At 59.6% G+C, this 17,213-nt stretch carries 15 protein-coding genes; 3 read left to right on the plus strand and 12 right to left on the minus strand.

Annotation, left to right across the window (positions count from 1 at the left end; all coding sequences use genetic code 11):
* The first annotated feature begins 37 nt into the window (after nucleotides 1-37).
* The gene (gene dnaJ, locus MRBLMR1_RS13670) at nucleotides 38-1,165 is read left to right on the plus strand and encodes a molecular chaperone DnaJ (RefSeq protein WP_148146182.1); all 1,128 of its coding nucleotides are present in this window, start codon (nucleotides 38-40) and stop codon (nucleotides 1,163-1,165) included.
* Nucleotides 1,166-1,347: 182 nt separating this feature from the next.
* Here the strand turns inward: dnaJ and MRBLMR1_RS13675 are convergent, their stop codons facing one another.
* Complete coding sequence (locus MRBLMR1_RS13675) at nucleotides 1,348-2,739, minus strand: M20/M25/M40 family metallo-hydrolase (protein ID WP_148146181.1); 1,392 nt, start codon at nucleotides 2,737-2,739, stop codon at nucleotides 1,348-1,350.
* Between the two features lie 224 nt (nucleotides 2,740-2,963).
* On the opposite strand from MRBLMR1_RS13675, the gene MRBLMR1_RS13680 reads away from it, so the two are divergent.
* Nucleotides 2,964-4,631: an L-lactate permease gene (locus tag MRBLMR1_RS13680; protein ID WP_148146180.1), complete on the plus strand. Its 1,668-nt coding sequence runs from the start codon at nucleotides 2,964-2,966 to the stop codon at nucleotides 4,629-4,631.
* 37 nt (nucleotides 4,632-4,668) lie between these two features.
* Here MRBLMR1_RS13680 and MRBLMR1_RS13685 read toward each other — a convergent pair whose 3' ends face one another.
* Entirely contained in the window at nucleotides 4,669-5,100 is a 432-nt protein-coding gene (locus tag MRBLMR1_RS13685) for a MarR family transcriptional regulator (RefSeq protein WP_148146179.1), read from the minus strand.
* A 429-nt stretch (nucleotides 5,101-5,529) separates the two neighbouring features.
* Here MRBLMR1_RS13685 and polA point away from each other — a divergent pair, with 429 nt between their 5' ends.
* Nucleotides 5,530-8,514: a DNA polymerase I gene (polA, locus tag MRBLMR1_RS13690; RefSeq protein WP_183685052.1), complete on the plus strand. Its 2,985-nt coding sequence runs from the start codon at nucleotides 5,530-5,532 to the stop codon at nucleotides 8,512-8,514.
* Nucleotides 8,515-8,556: 42 nt separating this feature from the next.
* Here polA and MRBLMR1_RS13695 read toward each other — a convergent pair whose 3' ends face one another.
* The 10 genes from MRBLMR1_RS13695 to phnL all read right to left on the minus strand — a co-directional run bounded on the left by MRBLMR1_RS13695 (nucleotide 8,557) and on the right by phnL (nucleotide 17,206).
* Entirely contained in the window at nucleotides 8,557-8,817 is a 261-nt protein-coding gene (locus tag MRBLMR1_RS13695) for a hypothetical protein (RefSeq protein ID WP_148146178.1), read from the minus strand.
* A 154-nt stretch (nucleotides 8,818-8,971) separates the two neighbouring features.
* Nucleotides 8,972-9,556, minus strand: coding sequence for a phosphonate metabolism protein/1,5-bisphosphokinase (PRPP-forming) PhnN (phnN, locus tag MRBLMR1_RS13700; RefSeq protein WP_500065068.1), 585 nt, complete (start codon nucleotides 9,554-9,556; stop codon nucleotides 8,972-8,974).
* Nucleotides 9,556-10,692 (minus strand): alpha-D-ribose 1-methylphosphonate 5-triphosphate diphosphatase, encoded by a 1,137-nt coding sequence (locus MRBLMR1_RS13705; protein WP_148146176.1) that lies wholly within the window; start codon nucleotides 10,690-10,692, stop codon nucleotides 9,556-9,558. The genes phnN and MRBLMR1_RS13705 overlap by 1 nt, the downstream gene beginning before the upstream one ends.
* Nucleotides 10,689-11,402 carry a DUF1045 domain-containing protein gene (locus MRBLMR1_RS13710; protein WP_148146175.1) on the minus strand — a complete coding sequence of 238 codons (714 nt, stop codon included), beginning with the start codon at nucleotides 11,400-11,402 and terminating at the stop codon, nucleotides 10,689-10,691. Before MRBLMR1_RS13710 ends, MRBLMR1_RS13705 begins: the two co-directional genes overlap by 4 nt.
* 115 nt (nucleotides 11,403-11,517) lie before the next feature.
* Complete coding sequence (gene phnE, locus MRBLMR1_RS13715) at nucleotides 11,518-12,873, minus strand: phosphonate ABC transporter, permease protein PhnE (RefSeq protein WP_148146174.1); 1,356 nt, start codon at nucleotides 12,871-12,873, stop codon at nucleotides 11,518-11,520.
* A complete protein-coding gene (phnE, locus tag MRBLMR1_RS13720; protein WP_148146297.1) occupies nucleotides 12,873-13,793 on the minus strand; it encodes a phosphonate ABC transporter, permease protein PhnE in 921 nt (306 codons plus the stop codon). Before phnE (MRBLMR1_RS13720) ends, phnE (MRBLMR1_RS13715) begins: the two co-directional genes overlap by 1 nt.
* A 125-nt stretch (nucleotides 13,794-13,918) precedes the next feature.
* Nucleotides 13,919-14,824 carry a phosphonate ABC transporter substrate-binding protein gene (gene phnD / locus MRBLMR1_RS13725; protein WP_148146173.1) on the minus strand — a complete coding sequence of 302 codons (906 nt, stop codon included), beginning with the start codon at nucleotides 14,822-14,824 and terminating at the stop codon, nucleotides 13,919-13,921.
* Between the two features lie 87 nt (nucleotides 14,825-14,911).
* On the minus strand, nucleotides 14,912-15,766 hold the full coding sequence (gene phnC, locus MRBLMR1_RS13730) for a phosphonate ABC transporter ATP-binding protein (RefSeq protein ID WP_148146172.1): 855 nt from the start codon (nucleotides 15,764-15,766) through the stop codon (nucleotides 14,912-14,914).
* A gap of 115 nt (nucleotides 15,767-15,881) precedes the next feature.
* Nucleotides 15,882-16,499, minus strand: a complete 618-nt coding sequence (locus MRBLMR1_RS13735; RefSeq protein WP_148146171.1) for a DapH/DapD/GlmU-related protein — start codon at nucleotides 16,497-16,499, stop codon at nucleotides 15,882-15,884.
* A complete protein-coding gene (gene phnL, locus MRBLMR1_RS13740) occupies nucleotides 16,496-17,206 on the minus strand; it encodes a phosphonate C-P lyase system protein PhnL (RefSeq protein WP_148146170.1) in 711 nt (236 codons plus the stop codon). The genes MRBLMR1_RS13735 and phnL overlap by 4 nt, the downstream gene beginning before the upstream one ends.
* Between the last annotated feature and the right edge of the window lie 7 nt (nucleotides 17,207-17,213).

The following is a 17,213-nucleotide window of genomic DNA, read 5'->3' on the forward strand; positions in this document are numbered from 1 at the left end:
GTGCAGCCGGACTACGTTTCCGGAGCCGGATACCTGAATGGCCAAAGCAGACTTTTACGAAATCCTGGGCGTCGCCAAATCGGCGGACGAGAAGGAGCTGAAGAGCGCCTTCCGCAAGATGGCCATGAAATACCACCCGGACAAGAATCCCGGTGACGCGGAGGCCGAAAAGAAGTTCAAGGAACTGAATGAGGCCTACGAAACCCTAAAGGACCCGCAGAAGCGCGCAGCCTATGATCGTTACGGTCATGCAGCCTTCGAACAGGGCGGCATGGGCGGTGGCGGCGGTTTCGGCGGTGGTGCCGGTGGCTTCTCTGATATCTTCGAAGACATCTTTGGCGAGATGATGGGCGGCGGTCGTGCGCGCCGTTCTTCCGGTGGCCGCGAACGCGGCGCCGATCTTCGCTACAACATGGAAATTTCGCTGGAAGAAGCATTTTCCGGTAAGACGGCGCAGATCCGGGTTCCGACCTCGATCACCTGCGACGTCTGCACCGGTTCTGGCGCCAAGCCCGGCACGCAGCCCAAGACCTGCGGCACCTGTCAGGGTTCGGGTCGCGTTCGCGCTTCCCAGGGCTTCTTCTCTGTTGAGCGCACCTGCCCGACCTGTCATGGCCGCGGCCAGACGATCACCGATCCCTGCACCAAGTGCCACGGCCAGGGCCGTGTGACCGAAGAGCGTTCGCTCTCAGTCAACATCCCGGCCGGCATCGAGGACGGTACCCGTATCCGCCTTCAGGGCGAGGGCGAAGCCGGTGCCCGTGGCGGCCCGGCGGGCGATCTCTATATCTTCCTGTCGGTTACGCCGCATGAATTCTTCCAGCGCGATGGCGCCGACCTTTATTGCGCCGTTCCGATCTCGATGACCACGGCAGCGCTTGGTGGCACGTTCGATGTCGGCACGCTGGACGGCTCGAAGTCGCGTGTGTCGGTGCCGGAAGGCACCCAGGCCGGCAAGCAGTTTCGTTTGAAGGGCAAGGGCATGCCGGTTCTGCGCTCTTCGCAGACGGGCGACCTTTACATTCAGATCGGCATCGAGACGCCGCAGAAGCTGACCAAGCGTCAGCGCGAACTGCTGCAGGAATTCGAGGAAATCTCGTCCAAGGAGAACAATCCGGAATCGACCGGCTTCTTCGCCCGGATGAAAGAATTCTTCGACAACTGATCGAAGACGATCCAGAAATTGAAAACGCCGGCTGAAGAGCCGGCGTTTTGCGTTTGTGGTAAAGTTGCAGGGCTTCGTTCCGGTCGTCATGCTCGGGCTCGTCCCGAGCATCTATTGTCGTTCAACCCAACCTCAACGTGAATGGACCCTCGGGACAAGCCCGAGGATGACGTCGAGAAAAATTACTTCTGAGCCAACGCCGTCATGATCCGTGCCCAGGAGCGGATGCCCTTGTGGTAGGACTTGAGATCATATTTCTCGTTCGGCGAATGGATACGGTCATCCACGAGACCGAAGCCGACCAGCAGCGAATCCATGCCGAGCTGCTTCTGGAAATCGCCGACGATTGGGATCGAGCCGCCCATACCAATGATGACGGCCGGGTTCTTCCACTCTTCCGAAAGGGCAGCTTTTGCCTTGGTCAACTCCGGCGAATCATAGGAAAGCTGGATGGCAGGTGATGCGCCATGTTCATGGAATTCCACCGAGCAATCGCCTGGGATTTTCGAGCGCACATAGGCGCGGAAGGCTTCGCGAATCTTTGCCGGGTTCTGATCTCCGACGAGGCGGAAGGAAACCTTGGCCGAGGCTTGGGCCGCGATCACAGTCTTGAAACCTTCGCCGGTATAGCCGCCGGTAATGCCGTTCACTTCGGCCGTTGGGCGTGCCCAGGTCAGTTCCAGCACGGAGCGGCCTTTTTCGCCGGACGGGATCGAAAGACCGACGCCGCCAAGAAAGCTCTCGGAGCTACGACCGAGCGTTTCCCAGCCTTCCTTGATATTGGTCGGCGTCTCTTCCACGCCCTCGTAAAAGCCTTCCAGCGTCACGCGACCGGTCTCGTCATGCAGGCCGGCGAGAATGTCGGTGAGGATGTGGATCGGGTTGGCGGCAGCTCCGCCGAACAGGCCGGAATGCAGGTCGCGATCGGCAGCCTTGATGACGATCTCTTCGCCGACTAGGCCACGCAATGCAGCTGCGATTGCCGGCGTATCGCCGTCCCACATGCCGGTATCGCAAACCAGCGCAAACTCGGCCTTGAGTTCTGCGGCATTGGCGTCGAGGAAGGGCTTCAGCGACGGCGAACCGGACTCTTCTTCGCCTTCAAACAGGATAGTGACGCGGATCGGCAGCGAACCGTTGATCTCCTTGTAGGCGCGGCAGGCCTCGACGAAGGTCATCAACTGGCCCTTGTCATCAGCGGTGCCGCGGCCGGTCAACACTTTACGGCCGGGTGAGATTTCCTTGATCTTCGGCTCAAACGGACTGTCCTCCCAGAGCTCGATCGGATCGACCGGTTGTACGTCGTAATGGCCGTAGAAAAGCACATGTGGGGCATCGGCTGTCGCGCCCTCGTGATGGGCGACAACCATCGGGTGCCCGGCCGTGTCGCGCACGGAGGCGTCAAAGCCGATACCCTTCAGTTCGGTAACCAACCATTCGGCTGCCTTGCGGCACTCGGCCTTGTAGGCCGGGTCCGTGGAGATGGACTGGATGCGGACGAGCGAAAAGAGGCGGTCGATGCTGTCTTGAAGGTTCTGGTCGGCGCGATCGAGAACGGCGGAAATATCGGTCATGGAAAATCACCTTGTCTTGGAGCGGTCGCACACGCGGGCGGCCAGCTTGCCTAAACTGTTAGCAAGCAAGGGCAGGGCGGCACAATGGCAAAAGCCGCTGCCGGTTCGCCGAATGCACGGGCAATGCAACTTTGGTCGAAGGAGTACAACTCTGGACTGTCGGCAAAGTGGAGATATATGCTCAAATTCGGACATCGTTTCGTCCGGCCTTGGGAGGGGCTTCAATGTGGAATCAAGTTTATGACCCCACGGGCAGCGCTGTTCTGTCCACCATACTCGCCGCAATTCCCGTTCTCATTCTTCTCGGCCTTATCGCAACCAATGTGGTGAAGGCACATATCGCAGCCATCATCGCGCTCATCATTGCCAATCTGATCGCAATCTTCATCTTCACCATGCCGGCAGCGATGTCGATCCGTGCCACTATTCTGGGAGCGATCACCGGCTTTTTCCCGATCGGCTGGATCGTCCTCAATGTCATCTTCCTCTACCGGCTGACGGTGGAGAAAGGGCAGTTCGAGAAGCTTCAACAGACGATCGGCAGCGTGACGGACGACCGCCGCATACAATTACTGCTCATCGCCTTTGCCTTTGGGGCTTTTTTCGAGGGCGCATCCGGCTTCGGTACGCCGGTAGCGGTTACTGGCGCGATCCTGATCGGCCTCGGCTTTTCGCCGCTCGCCGCTTCCGGCCTGTCTCTTATCGCCAATACCGCGCCGGTCGCCTATGGCGCGCTCGGCACGCCGATCCAGGGCCTGTCTCAGGTCACAGGCATCGATCCCTACCTGCTTGGTGCCATGGTCGGCAGGCAGCTGCCATTCTTCTCGGTGCTTGTGCCCTTCTGGCTGATCTGGGTTTTTGCCGGACGCAAGGGCATGATGCAGATCTGGCCGGCTATCCTGGTGACCGGCGCGTCCTTTGCCATTTCGCAGTTCGCCATCTCCAACTACATAAATCCATGGATCGTCGATATCGGCGCCTCACTGATCTCCATGGCATGCCTCATTGGCTTCCTGCAGGTCTGGCAGCCCAAGGAGGTCTGGACTTCACCCAAGCTGCGCGGCCACGATATTTCCGATGACGGCACATTGAAGGAAGCAAAACCGATCGTGCGCCCGTCGCGGGCCGAGATCCGTGCAGCACTGACACCCTGGGTAATCGTCTGCGTGATCCTTTTGATCTGGGGCACCGGTTTCTTCAAGTCGGCGGTCAATTCATGGGCGGTGTGGAACTATCCCGTCCCGGGCCTCGACAAGATGATCGCCAAGATGCCGCCCGTAGCGCCCGGGCCAACGCCGGAAGCCGCGACCTTCTCCTTCACCTGGCTGTCATACACGGGCACCGGCATGTTTATCGCAGCCGTACTTTCCGGCTTTGCCATGGGCTTCACTCCGTTGGCGATGCTGAAAACCTACGCCAGGACAATAAAACTCTGCGCCTATTCGCTGATTACGATCGCCGCGATGCTGGCGCTCGGTACGCTGACGAGACTGTCGGGCATCGACTCCACGCTCGGCCTTGCCTTTGCCGCGACCGGCGTCTTCTATCCGTTCTTCGGCACGCTGCTCGGCTGGTTGGGCGTGGCGCTGACCGGGTCCGATACGGCGTCGAACATCCTGTTCGGCAACCTGCAGAAGGTGACGTCGGAGCAGCTGGGGCTTTCGCCGATCCTGATGGGGGCTGCGAACTCGTCCGGCGGCGTCATGGGCAAGATGATCGACGCGCAGTCAATCGTCGTCGCATCCACTGCGACCGGCTGGTTCGGACACGAAGGCAGTATTCTGCGCTTCGTCTTCTGGCACTCGATCGTGCTTGCCTGCCTTGTCGGTGTGCTGGTGACGTTGCAAGCCTATGTCTGGCCATTCACGGCTATGGTCGTCGTTCAACCCTGATGGATTTGAGGAGGCATCGCTCGTTTTGGGCGGTGCCTCAGGCTTTTCGGCTGTTGCCAATAATAAGCCGCATATATTCCATCATCAGCTCCCGCTCGAATGAGCGGAAGCCGGAAAACAGCGCGCTGTCCGCCTCGGCGGCGGCATCGACAGCACTCGTTTCCAGCGATCTGCCGAGTTCCGTCAAAGTGATGATCTGGGCGCGTTTGTCGCTCGGGTGCGGTGTGCGCGCAATCAGCCCATCGCGCTCCATCCTTGCAAGCGTATTGGCGAGCGTTGCCTGCTCTACTTCAAGCTTGTCCAGAAGCTGTTTCTGCGTCAGCCCGTCTTCCTGCCAAAGTTCGAGCAGAACCGGAAACTGCCCGGGCGAAAAGCCGAGTGTTGACGCGCGCTTCTGCAGCGATCGTGAAAAAACCCTGGCGAGCTGACCGGCCAGATAGGTAGCCGACTGCGAGCGATCGAATCCCATGGCCTCCGCCACTACTTTCCCGGGGGAGCCAGCTTGGCTGGCAGACGATAATCGATATCAGGCAATGCTTTTATGGAGATTGGGGCACAGGTGCGGTGTTGGCAAGATGGGCACTGATAATTCGGCTGCCGATGTCGGAGGTAACGCAAACAAAAACGCCACGGCTGGGAGGGGGCAGCCGTGGCGTTTCTTATAGAAGGACAAAGACCCGGAGAGGGGGATAGGCCTTTGTCCGGTCTGGTGAGGCGGGGGACGGGCCTTCTGCCAGACTGCGGCGTTACGATCGCCGGTAACCCTGAGATGATAGGCGGATTGCGGCTTTTCAAGGGAAAGCTGGATTACAATTCGGTAAGGTAGAGCAAAGCTTGCCGGTGTGGTTCCGAAGAAGTTTTCGTGGACGCCGATCCTGTGCCACGCTATGCCATGCCCATGAAAAAAGGCGATCACCTCTTCCTAGTCGACGGTTCCGGCTTCATCTTTCGCGCGTTTCACGCGCTGCCACCGCTGACCCGAAAAACCGATGGCCTGCCGGTCGGCGCGGTCTCAGGCTTCTGTAACATGCTCTGGAAACTGCTGACCGATGCGCGTGATACGTCGGTCGGCGTGACGCCCACCCATTTCGCCGTCATCTTCGATTATTCGTCGAAAACGTTCCGCAAGGATCTCTACGACGCCTACAAGGCGAACCGCTCGGCCCCGCCGGAAGAACTGGTCCCGCAGTTCGGCCTGATCCGCCAGGCGACCCGTGCCTTCAACCTGCCCTGCATTGAGACCGAAGGTTTCGAGGCGGACGACATCATCGCGACTTATGCCCGTCAGGCAGAAGCCACCGGTGCAGACGTTACCATCGTGTCTTCCGACAAGGACCTGATGCAGCTCGTGACGCCGATGGTCCACATGTATGACAGCATGAAGGACAAGCAGATCGGCATTCCGGAAGTCGTCGAAAAATGGGGTGTGCCGCCGGAAAAGATGATCGATCTTCAGGCGCTGGTGGGTGACTCGGTCGACAACGTTCCGGGTATTCCCGGTATCGGACCGAAGACGGCGGCCCAGCTTCTGGAAGAGTTCGGCGATCTCGATACGCTGCTGACACGCGCGGGCGAAATCAAGCAGGTCAAACGTCGCGAAAACATCATTGCCAATGCGGATATGGCCCGCCTGTCCCGCCAGTTGGTGGAGTTGCGTACCGATGTGCCTCTGGATCTTGATCTCGACGCGCTGTTCCTCGAGCCACAAGATGGGCCAAAGCTGGTCGCATTCCTGAAGGCGATGGAATTCGGCACGCTGACCCGCCGCGTGGCCACGACCTGCGATTGCGATGCCAATACCATAGAGCCGGCCACGATCGAGGTGGAATGGGGCGCCGAGGCAAGAGGGCCGGATCTTGATGCCGGAACTTCCATCAATACCGGCGATGCCGTAGCCCAGGCACCTGCAAATCCCGCCAAGGCGGCTGTTGCCAAGGGCGCCGATGGAGCAACGCCGAGCGAGCTTGCGGATACGCGTATCGCCGCTTTTTCCACTGCGAAAATCGACACGACGAAATATGTCACGATCCGAGACGCTGCCGTTCTCGACGACTGGATCAAGGCCGCGCGCGAGACCGGTCTTGTCGGTTTCGATACCGAGACCAATTCGCTCGATCCGATGCAGACGGAGCTGGTCGGTTTTTCGCTCGCCATTGCCGACAATACCGATAATCCATCGGGGCTCGATGTCCGCGCCGCCTATGTGCCACTGACCCACAAGACCGGTGTCGGCGATCTCCTTGGCGGCGGAATGGCCGAAAACCAGCTTTCCACCCGCGATGCGCTGGATCGTCTGAAGCCTCTGCTCGAAGACCCGTCGGTCCTGAAGGTCGCCCAGAACCTGAAATTCGACTACCTCGTCATGAAGCGCCACGGCATCACCGTGCAGGGTTATGACGATACGATGTTGATGTCCTATGTGCTGGACGCCGGCAAGACCACGCACGGCATGGACACATTGTCCGAACGCTGGCTGAACCATAAGCCGATCGCGTTCAAGGATGTTGCCGGTTCGGGGAAGAGCGGTGTCACCTTCGATTTTGTCGATATCGAGCGTGCAACGACCTACGCCGCCGAAGATGCCGATGTGACGCTGAGGCTCTGGATGGTGCTGAAGCCGCAACTGGCGGCAATGGGCCTCACCCGCATCTACGAGCGGCTGGAACGTCCCCTCGTCGAAGTTCTGGCGCGCATGGAAGAGCGTGGCATATCCATCGACCGCCAAATTCTGTCGCGCCTCTCTGGTGAATTGGCCCAGAAGGCAGCTGCCTTCGAGCACGAGATCTACGAACTCGCCGGCGAAAAGTTCACCATCGGCTCGCCCAAACAGCTCGGTGATATCCTGTTCGGTAAAATGGGGCTTCCAGGCGGTTCCAAGACCAAAACCGGCCAGTGGTCGACTTCCGCGCAGGTTCTGGAAGATCTCGCAGCCGAAGGCGCGGAGCTGCCACGCAAGATCGTTGATTGGCGTCAGCTGACCAAGCTGAAATCTACCTACACGGATGCGCTTCCCGGTTATGTGCACCCTGAGACGAAGCGAGTCCACACCTCCTATTCGCTGGCTTCCACCACGACGGGGCGCCTGTCATCGTCCGAACCGAACCTGCAGAATATTCCGGTAAGGACGACGGAAGGCCGCAAGATCCGCACCGCTTTCATTGCGTCGCCGGGCCACAAGCTTCTGTCTGCGGATTACAGCCAGATCGAACTGCGCGTACTCGCCCATGTGGCCGACATTCCGCAGCTGCGCCAGGCCTTTGCCGACGGGATAGATATCCACGCCATGACCGCATCCGAGATGTTCGGCGTGCCGGTGGAAGGCATGCCGAGCGAAATCCGCCGCCGTGCCAAGGCGATCAATTTCGGCATCATTTACGGCATCTCCGCCTTCGGTCTTGCCAACCAGCTGTCGATCGAGCGCTCTGAAGCGAGCGATTACATCAAGAAGTATTTCGAGCGCTTCCCCGGCATTCGCGACTACATGGACAGCACCAAGGCCTTTGCCCGCGAGCACGGCTATGTGGAAACGATCTTCGGTCGCCGCGCCCATTACCCGGAAATCAAGTCGTCCAACCCCTCGATGCGCGCGTTTAACGAGCGTGCGGCGATCAACGCACCGATCCAGGGATCTGCGGCAGATATCATTCGCCGTGCCATGGTGAAGATGGAGCCGGTACTGGCTGAAGCCGGGCTTGGCGAACGTGTGCGCATGCTGCTTCAGGTCCACGACGAACTGATTTTCGAAGTCGAGGATGCGGACGTCGAAAAGGCCATGCCGATCATCGTCTCGACCATGGAACAGGCGGCAATGCCCGCGATTTCGATGAAAGTGCCGCTCAAGGTTGATGCGCGCGCCGCTTCCAACTGGGACGAGGCGCACTGAAAGTGCCGCTGATGTTTTCTGATCTGGCGATCAATGCGCAGATCAGGCTGACCCGGTTTCCGGATAAAGCGAAGCCAGTGCCGTGGAAAGCAGTTCCTCGGCATAGGTATCTGCCGTTTCCTGCGCACCTTTGGTTAGACCGACCTCGCGCGATCGTTGTCGCACCGTGTCTTGGATCAGGGCTGCTATACCGCGGGCCTGATCAGCATTGCCGTTCTCGGAGGTGTCGAGCGTCAACGCCAATGCGGTCATGGCAACGATCTCCAGCACGACTATTCGCGCTTCCAGATCATTGCTTGCCACACTGTCAGGGTCCGCTCCATCCCTTGCTCGTGTTTCTATCACCGCCCCAGCTCCAATTGGCCTAGCCTCCATTAGGCATGCCGAATAAAGCAGGTAGGGGAGCTATTGGAACTTTAAAGCGTGCCAGGTTTTATTTTTCTCTCGGAATGAAAGACTAGGATAATAAAGTCGAAACGGCGTCGACAATCGCTTTGCCCGAAATTTCTATTTCATCGCTATTATCGATCGTGATGACCTTATAGTCGCCGATCACGCCAAGCGAACTTCGTTTCAGCCGGCGCAGAATGTCTTCTCTGCTCTCTCGTCCGCGCGCTTCAAGCCGCAGTGCCAGCACTTCCGGGCGTGCTGTTACGTTGATGACGACGAGGTTCGGATAGGCTTGCCCGAACAGGCCGAGCGCCGAGCGCGATCCGTTTGCGATAACGACCGCGCCGCTCGCCACGGCATTCTTCGTCTCGACGGGTATGCCGTAATGCAATCCGTGAGCTTCCCATGAAACGGCAAAGCGGCCATCGGCTTTGAGCTTTTCGAACTCGGCTTCGCAGACGCCATCATGATTCTCGCCGCCGGCAGCAGCATCGCGGGTTATCACGCGACGGGCAAACACCACATCGGGGTTGCCCGAGAGGGCGCGGGCGGCGTAGGCCATCAATGTGTCCTTGCCGGCCCCACTGGGGCCGACGACCGCGACCATGCAGCCTTCACCGGCTTTTCTGCGGGGTTCGGATGATCCGTGCATTAGGCCACCCGGCGCCCTTGCCGCCAGACGGCGCGCGATACCGGCACGCCTGCCTCGCGATGAACCCGTACGAGGTCGGCACGCAACCCGGTCGCGATCCGGCCGCGATCGGCAAGGCCAGCTGTTCGGGCCGGTGTGGATGTCACCATGGAGATCGCCTTTGGCAAAGAGATCCCCTCGACATCGTCTGCAAGAATGAATGGCGCGTAAAGCAGGCTGAGAGGCACGTAGTCCGAGGAGAGGACATCGAGAACGTCTCCGGCAGCAAGATCGCGGGCGGCAATATTGCCGGAATGCGACTTGCCGCGCACGACGTTCGGCGCGCCCATCAGCACGTTCATGCCAGCCCTATGCGAGGCGGCGGCGGCTTCGAAACTGGTTGGGAATTCGGCAAGCTTGACGCCGTTTTCGATCGCCTCGTCGACATGGGCAAGCGTCGCATCGTCATGGCTTGCAACGGTGATACCGTGCTCGGCGCAATGCTTGGCAATCGCGATACGATGCGGCGTCGAATTGCGCTGCGATTCCGCCACGCGCTTGTCGACAAAGATCTTAAAGGCTTCGTCGGTCAGGCCGCGCTTCTTCTGATAGTAGAAGATATACTGATCCATTGTCTGGAACTGACGCTGACCGGGAGCGTGGTCCATCAGCGAGACGAGCCGCACATGGCTGTCATTCTCGAAATCGGCAAAATGCTCCAGCACGTTATCGGCCGAAACCTCGCAGCGGAGGTGGATCAGGTGCTCCGAGCGCAGCCGCCCTTCGCGTTCGGCCGCCTGGATCGCATCGGCCATGGCCCGCATCTCGCCATGCTCGAAGCCACCGTCCTCGTCCGATCCCATTCTCAGGCAATCGAAGACGGTCGTGATGCCGGAAGAGGCGATCTGGGCGTCATGTGCCTGGATCGCCGCCGTCGCATTCCAGCGCACGCCGGGACGCGGAGAATAATGCTGTTCCAGATGGTCGGTATGCAGTTCCACCAGACCCGGGATCAGATAGTCGCCCTCGAAATCCTCGCCCGTGTGAACGCTGCCTTCGGAAAAGTCAGCGATCTTGCCGTCACGGATCTGTACGGAGCCGGAAATAACGCTGTCTTCCAGCACGATGCGGGCATTCTTGAATACGGTCTCGGTCATGAGGCGGTCTTTCTGATCTCGGAAGCGGGCTTCAGGGGCAGCCAGCGATGGGCAATAAAATCTGCGCCGCGGGCAGGCTCGACGAAGAGCGCTATGCCGTTAATGGAGAGCGGCCTGTTGATGAATTCCGCAAAACGGAGCTCGAGAGCGGCGCGCATGGCAGGCGCCTGTTCGGGCGGAACCTGGCCGGACAGCGTCATGTGAAAGCGAAATTCTCCCATCACATGGGGATAACCCCAGCGCATCAGGTTGTCGCGATGCTGCGGCGACAGCGTTTCCGGCTTGCGACGGGCAATATCGGCATCCGACAGCGGCGCCCGGAATGGCTCGAAATCCTCAACGATGCGGGCAGCATAGTCCTGCAGCTCGGGATAGACCCGATCCGGCACCAGCGCGAAGAACCGTCCGAGCTGACCGACAATCAGGTTGGGTATATCGAATGCCTCAGTCGTCGCGGCAAACTCTTTGAAAGCTTCGATCAGTTCCGCTTCCGTCTTGCCGTTTGCGAGTTCGAACGGAGCCTTCAGTGTTGCGTGAAAGGCGTAGCGGCGAGGATCGGCGGTAAGCGCATGAACCTCGTCCACGGAAAGGCCGTTAACCTCGGGCGTGGGAAAGGCCTCGCCGGTATAGGCATCACGGCCGAGCCAACGGGATGCGGTCGTCGTCAGCGGATGGTCCGCAGCGGGGGAAAAGTAGAGGGCGTAACGCAAGGCATCATTCCGGAATCAGGAAGGGGCAGAGACGGAAGTCTAGACATCCGTCGTATCCGAAGACAGGCCCAGCGCCTAAAAGATTTCCATGACAGAATGATGATGCGGGCGCGCTTTAATGCGTCGGGCCGCCGATCAGTCGCGAGCGGATCGCATTAGACACGTTGTCGAACAGGAAGACCACGAAGAGGATGAGGAGAACCATATAGGCGACCTTGTCCCAGTCGGCATTGGTGCCCATCGCTTCGAGGAGCTTGAGGCCAATACCGCCTGCGCCGACGGCACCGATGACGGTGGCCGAGCGGGTATTCGATTCCCAGAAGTACAGCGACTGGGAGATAAACACCGGCAGGACCTGCGGCACCACGCCGAAGCGGTTGACGATGATTGGCGAGGCCCCGACCGATTTCACGCCCTCGCGCTGCTTGTCATCCACGTTCTCGACCGCTTCCGCATAAACCTTTCCAAGCGCGCCGGCATCGGTAAAGAAGATCGCCGCAATGCCGGGGATCGGCCCGGGGCCGAAGGAGCGGGTGAAGAACAGCGCCCAGATCAGCATGTCGACCGAGCGCAGGAAGTCGAACAGACGCTTCATGCCCCAGTTGGCGACGCGGCTTCGCGTGATGTTGCGCGCAGCGATGAACGCGAGCGGGAAGGCACAGAGCGTGCCGAGCAGCGTGCCAACGAAGGCCATGACCAGCGTCTGCATCAGCTTCGACAGGATGTCGGCATGCTGCCAGACATTGTTGCCGAGAAAATCGTCGACCATGTGCGAAACGTTGGAGCGCGCGGGATCGAGGCGTTCGCCGACCGTGGCAAGGCTGACCAGTTCGCCCCAGCTCTTGCCCCAGAAATCCGACTTGGTGTCGAACAGGAAGTTTGCCCAGCCGAGGAAACGGCGCTGGATATAGACCTGGGAGGTCCGGATTTCAGCCTGTCCCTCGAAGCCGTAGTCAACGATGACCTTGGCTCCGTCCTGGATGATCGCAGCCGGCGCGCCTGCCGGTGCTGTTGCTGCATCCTCGGTGATCGTGACGGGGTAAGCAGTACCGTTGACGTAGACATCGACGCGGCTTGACGAAACTTCCAGCCTGTCGTTGTCGCTGCCGTAGGTGACCGTATAGCCGCCACCCTGGGTCGGCTGCAGCCAGAATATGTCGGCGCCCGCGGCATATTGTCCGCGGCTTGACCACTGCGCCCGCACGGTGCCGTCATCCTGGAAGCGCAGGCGCGGCTGTGCGCGCCACGAATACCAGTCCTGGATATAGGAAGACGCACGATCCCACTGACCATTCTGGAAGGCGGGACCGACATTGAAGGCGAAGAAGCAGATCACGAGATAGGCAAAGACGATGCCTGAACCGATGACCAGCCCGTAGCGCTTCATGACCGAGCGGTGAAAGACCTCCGGATGGGCCGAGCGCAGCCGCTCGCGATCGGAAGCGTTGATGCTGGGGACCGAAGATGTCATCAGGCTGCTCCCCTGCCGAATTCGAAGGATTGTTGGCCGATCAGCCGGCGGCGAAGCCAGCTCGAGAACTGATCGATCGCGATCACGCTGACAAGTAGCAGGATGATGATCGCATAGGTCTTGGCGGCATGGTCGCGGCCGATCGCCAGACGAAACACTTCGCCGATGCCGCCGCCCCCGACAGCCCCGATGATTGTCGAGGCGCGCACGTTGATCTCGGCGCGCAGCAGCGTGTAGGAAACGAAATTCGGCAGCACCTGGGGAACGATGGCGAAGCGCACGCGCTCGACCCATGAAGCACCGGCGGCACGCAGGCCTTCATCCGGCCTCATGTCGGAATTTTCGACAACTTCGAAGAACAGCTTTCCGAGCGCACCGATCGTATGAACGGTGATCGCAATGATCGCGGCAATCGGGCCGATCGACAGGATCGCGGTCAGAAGCCCGGCAATGACGATTTCCGGGAAGGCGCGCATCACTTCCATGATCCGGCGCACGACGAAACGGGTAGCGCCGGCGCCCACCAGATTGGTCGAGGCGAAGAAGCACAGCAGGAAGGCAAGGGATGCGCCGACGATCGTTGAAACCAGCGCAATGTTGATCGTGATGATCAACTGGTAGAAGAAATTCGGAATGTAGAGCGTGTCGGTAATGTAGACCCGGTCGGCCGTGTAGTCGTATTTCAGCGATCCGTCGGCATAGGGCGACGGCAGGTCGAACATCGCTCGGAAAATTTCCATCGGGCTGTCCGGCACGAAGCTGCGGATGAAATCGAAGAAATAGGGCAGGCGTTCGAAGAACTTGCCCGCATTCGCGTCATTGGCGAATTGCAGCGAGTAGAAAAGTGCGATGAGAAAAATGCCGATCGAGATCGCGGTGTAGATCCGGCGTGTCCGAAGCTGCTGCCGGTAATGCTGCATCACCAGGGATGCGGCAGGGCCGAGCCCGCCAGAGGTATTTTCGCTGATGGTCGCCATGATCCGCGCTCTCGTTTGACGAACGGCGGCACTCAGGGAGTGCCGCCGTCAAAGGATGGAAAGAAGGATCAGCCGCCGATGACGGACTTACGAGCGTCGACGATCGTCTGGTAGAAGGACGGATCGACCTTGATGTATTCCTTGTTGTCGCCCTGGGTGTAGGACTTGAAGCAATCGTGGTCTTTCTTCGGAAGGTCCATGAAATAGGCTTCGACCTTGGCGCGCATGGCTTCCGGCAGCTTGTTGTTGACCATCAGCGGGCCGTTCGGGATCAGCGGCGACTTCCAGACTTCGACGATATCGTCCATGTCCAGGTTACCCTTGTTGACCATCTGGTGCAGGTTGCCGCCGGTGTAACCGTCTTCCCACTTGCCAACGCCCGAACCGAAGGTCGTACCGGCATCGAACTTCTTGTCGAGAACGGCAAGAACGAGGTTCTCGTGACCGCCGCCGAAGCCGGTTTCAGAGAAGTATTCCTTCACCGGTGCGCCGATTTCCTTCGGCAGGGCGACGTTCGGGACGAGATAGCCGGAGGTCGAGTCCGGGTCGGCGAAGCCGAGCTTCTTTCCCTTCAGGTCGGCGAGCGTCTTGATGCCCGAATCCTTGCGGGCGACCATGATCGAGTAGTAACCGCTGGAACCGTCCGACTGGGTGTAGGTCAGGATCGGGTCGACAGCTTTCGGGTCCTTGATTGCGATGGCGGCATAGGAGGAGGCGCCCATCGAAGCGATGTCGATCGTGCCGCCGAGCAGGCCCTGGATGACGCCGTTATAGTCCGGCGACGGGAAGATCTGGACTTCCGGAACGCCGGTCGCAGCCTTGAGGCCATCGGCAACACACTGGGTGTTGCGGATCTGGTCGGCTTCGTTTTCCGAGCCGTCGAGACCGATGCGCAGAACCTTGACGTCCTGTGCCATTGCGGAGCCGGCGAGCACGCTGAGTGCAACGGCAGCGAGAAGAGTTTTCTTCAGCATGGTGATCTCCTGTTTCCGGATCATCCGGAGTTGGGTCATGAATGAATGGTTTGCCCTTTACGCGGGCTGTCGATCTGGGTGCGGGTATCAGGCGCTGGCGCTCGCCAGCGAGCCGATCCCACCCGATTGCTGTTCCCGGCCAGCCTGGGCTGCGGGAATGTTGATGCTGGTCGAGGTCATCGTTTCGTCGATACCGGCGCCATCCTTGTCGGAGCCGTAGATTTCCTGCACGGCAGCCGCCGTGAGTTCAGCTGGAGTGCCGTCGAAGACAACGCTGCCATGAGCCATGCCGATGATGCGCTCGCAATAGCTGCGGGCGGTATCGAGCGTGTGCAGGTTGGTAATGACGGTAATGCCTTCACGCTCGTTGATATCGCGCAGCGCATCCATCACGATCTTGGCGTTGAGCGGATCGAGCGAAGCAATCGGCTCGTCGGCAAGCAGCATCTTCGGCGCCTGCATCAGCGCACGGGCAATCGCCACACGCTGTTGCTGGCCGCCCGAAAGCGTTCCGGCGCGCTGCATCGCGGTCTGTTCGATACCGAGACGTTCGAGCGCCGCAATGGCTGCTAGTCGCTCGTCGTCGGAAAAGATGTTGAGCAGGCTCAAGACCGTCGAGCGATGGTTCAGGCGGCCGAGCATAACATTGGTCAGCACGTCGAGGCGCGGCACGAGATTGAACTGCTGGAAGATCATCGCGCAGTCACGCTGCCAGTTGCGCAATCCGGCGCCTTTCAGCGAGGACACTTCGACGCTGCCGAAATGGATAGAGCCGGAGCTCGGCTCCTGCAGGCGGTTGATCATTCGCAGAAGGGTGGACTTGCCGGCACCGGACCGACCGATAATGCCGACCATCTGTCCCTGGGGAATCTCTACATTGACGGCATTGACCGCGATACGATCGCCGAAACGTCGAGTGATATTCCTCAGTTCAAACTTCATGTTCTGATGCCTGTTCAATCCCCTGGTGGGGATCGGATTAGACTTGGTTGATGAAGTCTGAATGTCGATTCGATGTCAGTTTGATTACAAGCGTGACGCTTCTGTAACGCTTTCGTTACAACGCATGACGCGCAAGAAAATCCTCTGCTGAAAGTGTCCTGAAATCTTCGAGTGCGCTGCGTAACTTCTTATGATCCCAATCCCACCAGGCGAGCCGGTCCATTTCTTCTCCGATTTTCTTGGTAAAGCGCTCGCGGATCAGTTTGGCCGGCACACCGCCGACGATGGTGTAAGGCGCGACATCCTTGGAGACGACAGCGCCGGCGCCGATCACCGCGCCATTTCCGACATTCACACCCGGCAGCAGAGTGGCGCCGTGGCCGATCCAGACGTCATGACCGATCGTGATCCGGCTTTCCCGACGCCAGTCGAAGAACTCCTTTTCCATATCCGCGTCATCCCAATAATAGGCGGCGCGATAGGTGAAATGATGCAGTGTGGCGCGCTGCATCGGATGGTTGGTGGCGTTGATGCGCACTGCGGCGGCAATGTTGACGAACTTGCCGATCGTGGCGCACCAGATCGAGCCATCGCGCTCGATATAGGAATAGTCACCGAATTCCACTTCATCCAGGCGGCAGCGCTCGGCCACTTCCGTGTAGTGTCCGAGCGTCGCGTTCGTCACGCTTGCCGTTTCGTGGATATTCGGCGCCTCGGTCAGTTTCCTGCTCATGCCGCAATGGCCTTTCGTGGAGAAAAGGCACTGACGTCGAGAATACGGTCTGCGACTGCCTCGCGTACTTCCTCGTCATGGAAGATACCAAGCATGGCGACGCCCTCTTCCTTCTTCGCTGCGATCATCTCGACCACGACGCGCCGGTTGGTGGCATCTAGCGAGGCGGTCGGCTCGTCGAGAAGCAGGATGCGATGGCTGGTGATGAAACCGCGAGCGATATTGACGCGCTGCTGCTCGCCGCCGGAGAAGGTAGATGGCGGCAGCGACCACAATTCGCGCGGCAGGTTGAGCCGGGAAAGCAGCTCGGCCGCATTCTCTTTGGCAACCGATGCCTCGACGCCGCGTATGACGAGTGGTTCGGCAACGACATCTATTGCTGCGACGCGCGGCACGGTGCGCAGGAACTGGCTGACATAACCCATCGTGTGACGGCGCACGTCGATGATCGTGCGCGGGTCGGCATTGGCGATATCGACGATCTTGTCTTTGTGATCGACGAGGATCTGGCCCGCATCTACCGCATAATTGCCGTAGAGCATTTTCAGGATCGAACTTTTGCCGATGCCGGACGGGCCGCCGAGCACGACGCATTCGCCGGCGGCGACGGAAAAGTTCACGTCGTTGACGACCGGCAGCTTGATACCGTCGCGCAGATGCATGGTGAAGCTCTTGAAGACTTCCGAGACGACGAGGGGAGTGGCCATCTGGATC

It is taken from the genome of Neorhizobium sp. LMR1-1-1.1, from assembly GCF_040675795.1.
Taxonomy (GTDB): domain Bacteria; phylum Pseudomonadota; class Alphaproteobacteria; order Rhizobiales; family Rhizobiaceae; genus Neorhizobium; species Neorhizobium cellulosilyticum.

Coding starts and splice junctions, on each gene's coding strand:
- MRBLMR1_RS13685 (WP_148146179.1), bottom strand. CDS start 5,100: ATGGGATTCGATCGCTCGCAGTCGGCTACCTATCTGGCCGGTCAGCTC.
- dnaJ (WP_148146182.1), top strand. CDS start 38: ATGGCCAAAGCAGACTTTTACGAAATCCTGGGCGTCGCCAAATCGGCG.
- phnN (WP_500065068.1), bottom strand. CDS start 9,556: ATGCACGGATCATCCGAACCCCGCAGAAAAGCCGGTGAAGGCTGCATG.
- phnC (WP_148146172.1), bottom strand. CDS start 15,766: ATGAAGTTTGAACTGAGGAATATCACTCGACGTTTCGGCGATCGTATC.
- phnE (WP_148146297.1), bottom strand. CDS start 13,793: ATGCAGCATTACCGGCAGCAGCTTCGGACACGCCGGATCTACACCGCG.
- MRBLMR1_RS13675 (WP_148146181.1), bottom strand. CDS start 2,739: ATGACCGATATTTCCGCCGTTCTCGATCGCGCCGACCAGAACCTTCAA.
- MRBLMR1_RS13705 (WP_148146176.1), bottom strand. CDS start 10,692: ATGACCGAGACCGTATTCAAGAATGCCCGCATCGTGCTGGAAGACAGC.
- phnD (WP_148146173.1), bottom strand. CDS start 14,824: ATGCTGAAGAAAACTCTTCTCGCTGCCGTTGCACTCAGCGTGCTCGCC.
- MRBLMR1_RS13680 (WP_148146180.1), top strand. CDS start 2,964: ATGTGGAATCAAGTTTATGACCCCACGGGCAGCGCTGTTCTGTCCACC.
- phnL (WP_148146170.1), bottom strand. CDS start 17,206: ATGGCCACTCCCCTCGTCGTCTCGGAAGTCTTCAAGAGCTTCACCATG.
- MRBLMR1_RS13735 (WP_148146171.1), bottom strand. CDS start 16,499: ATGAGCAGGAAACTGACCGAGGCGCCGAATATCCACGAAACGGCAAGC.
- polA (WP_183685052.1), top strand. CDS start 5,530: ATGAAAAAAGGCGATCACCTCTTCCTAGTCGACGGTTCCGGCTTCATC.
- phnE (WP_148146174.1), bottom strand. CDS start 12,873: ATGACATCTTCGGTCCCCAGCATCAACGCTTCCGATCGCGAGCGGCTG.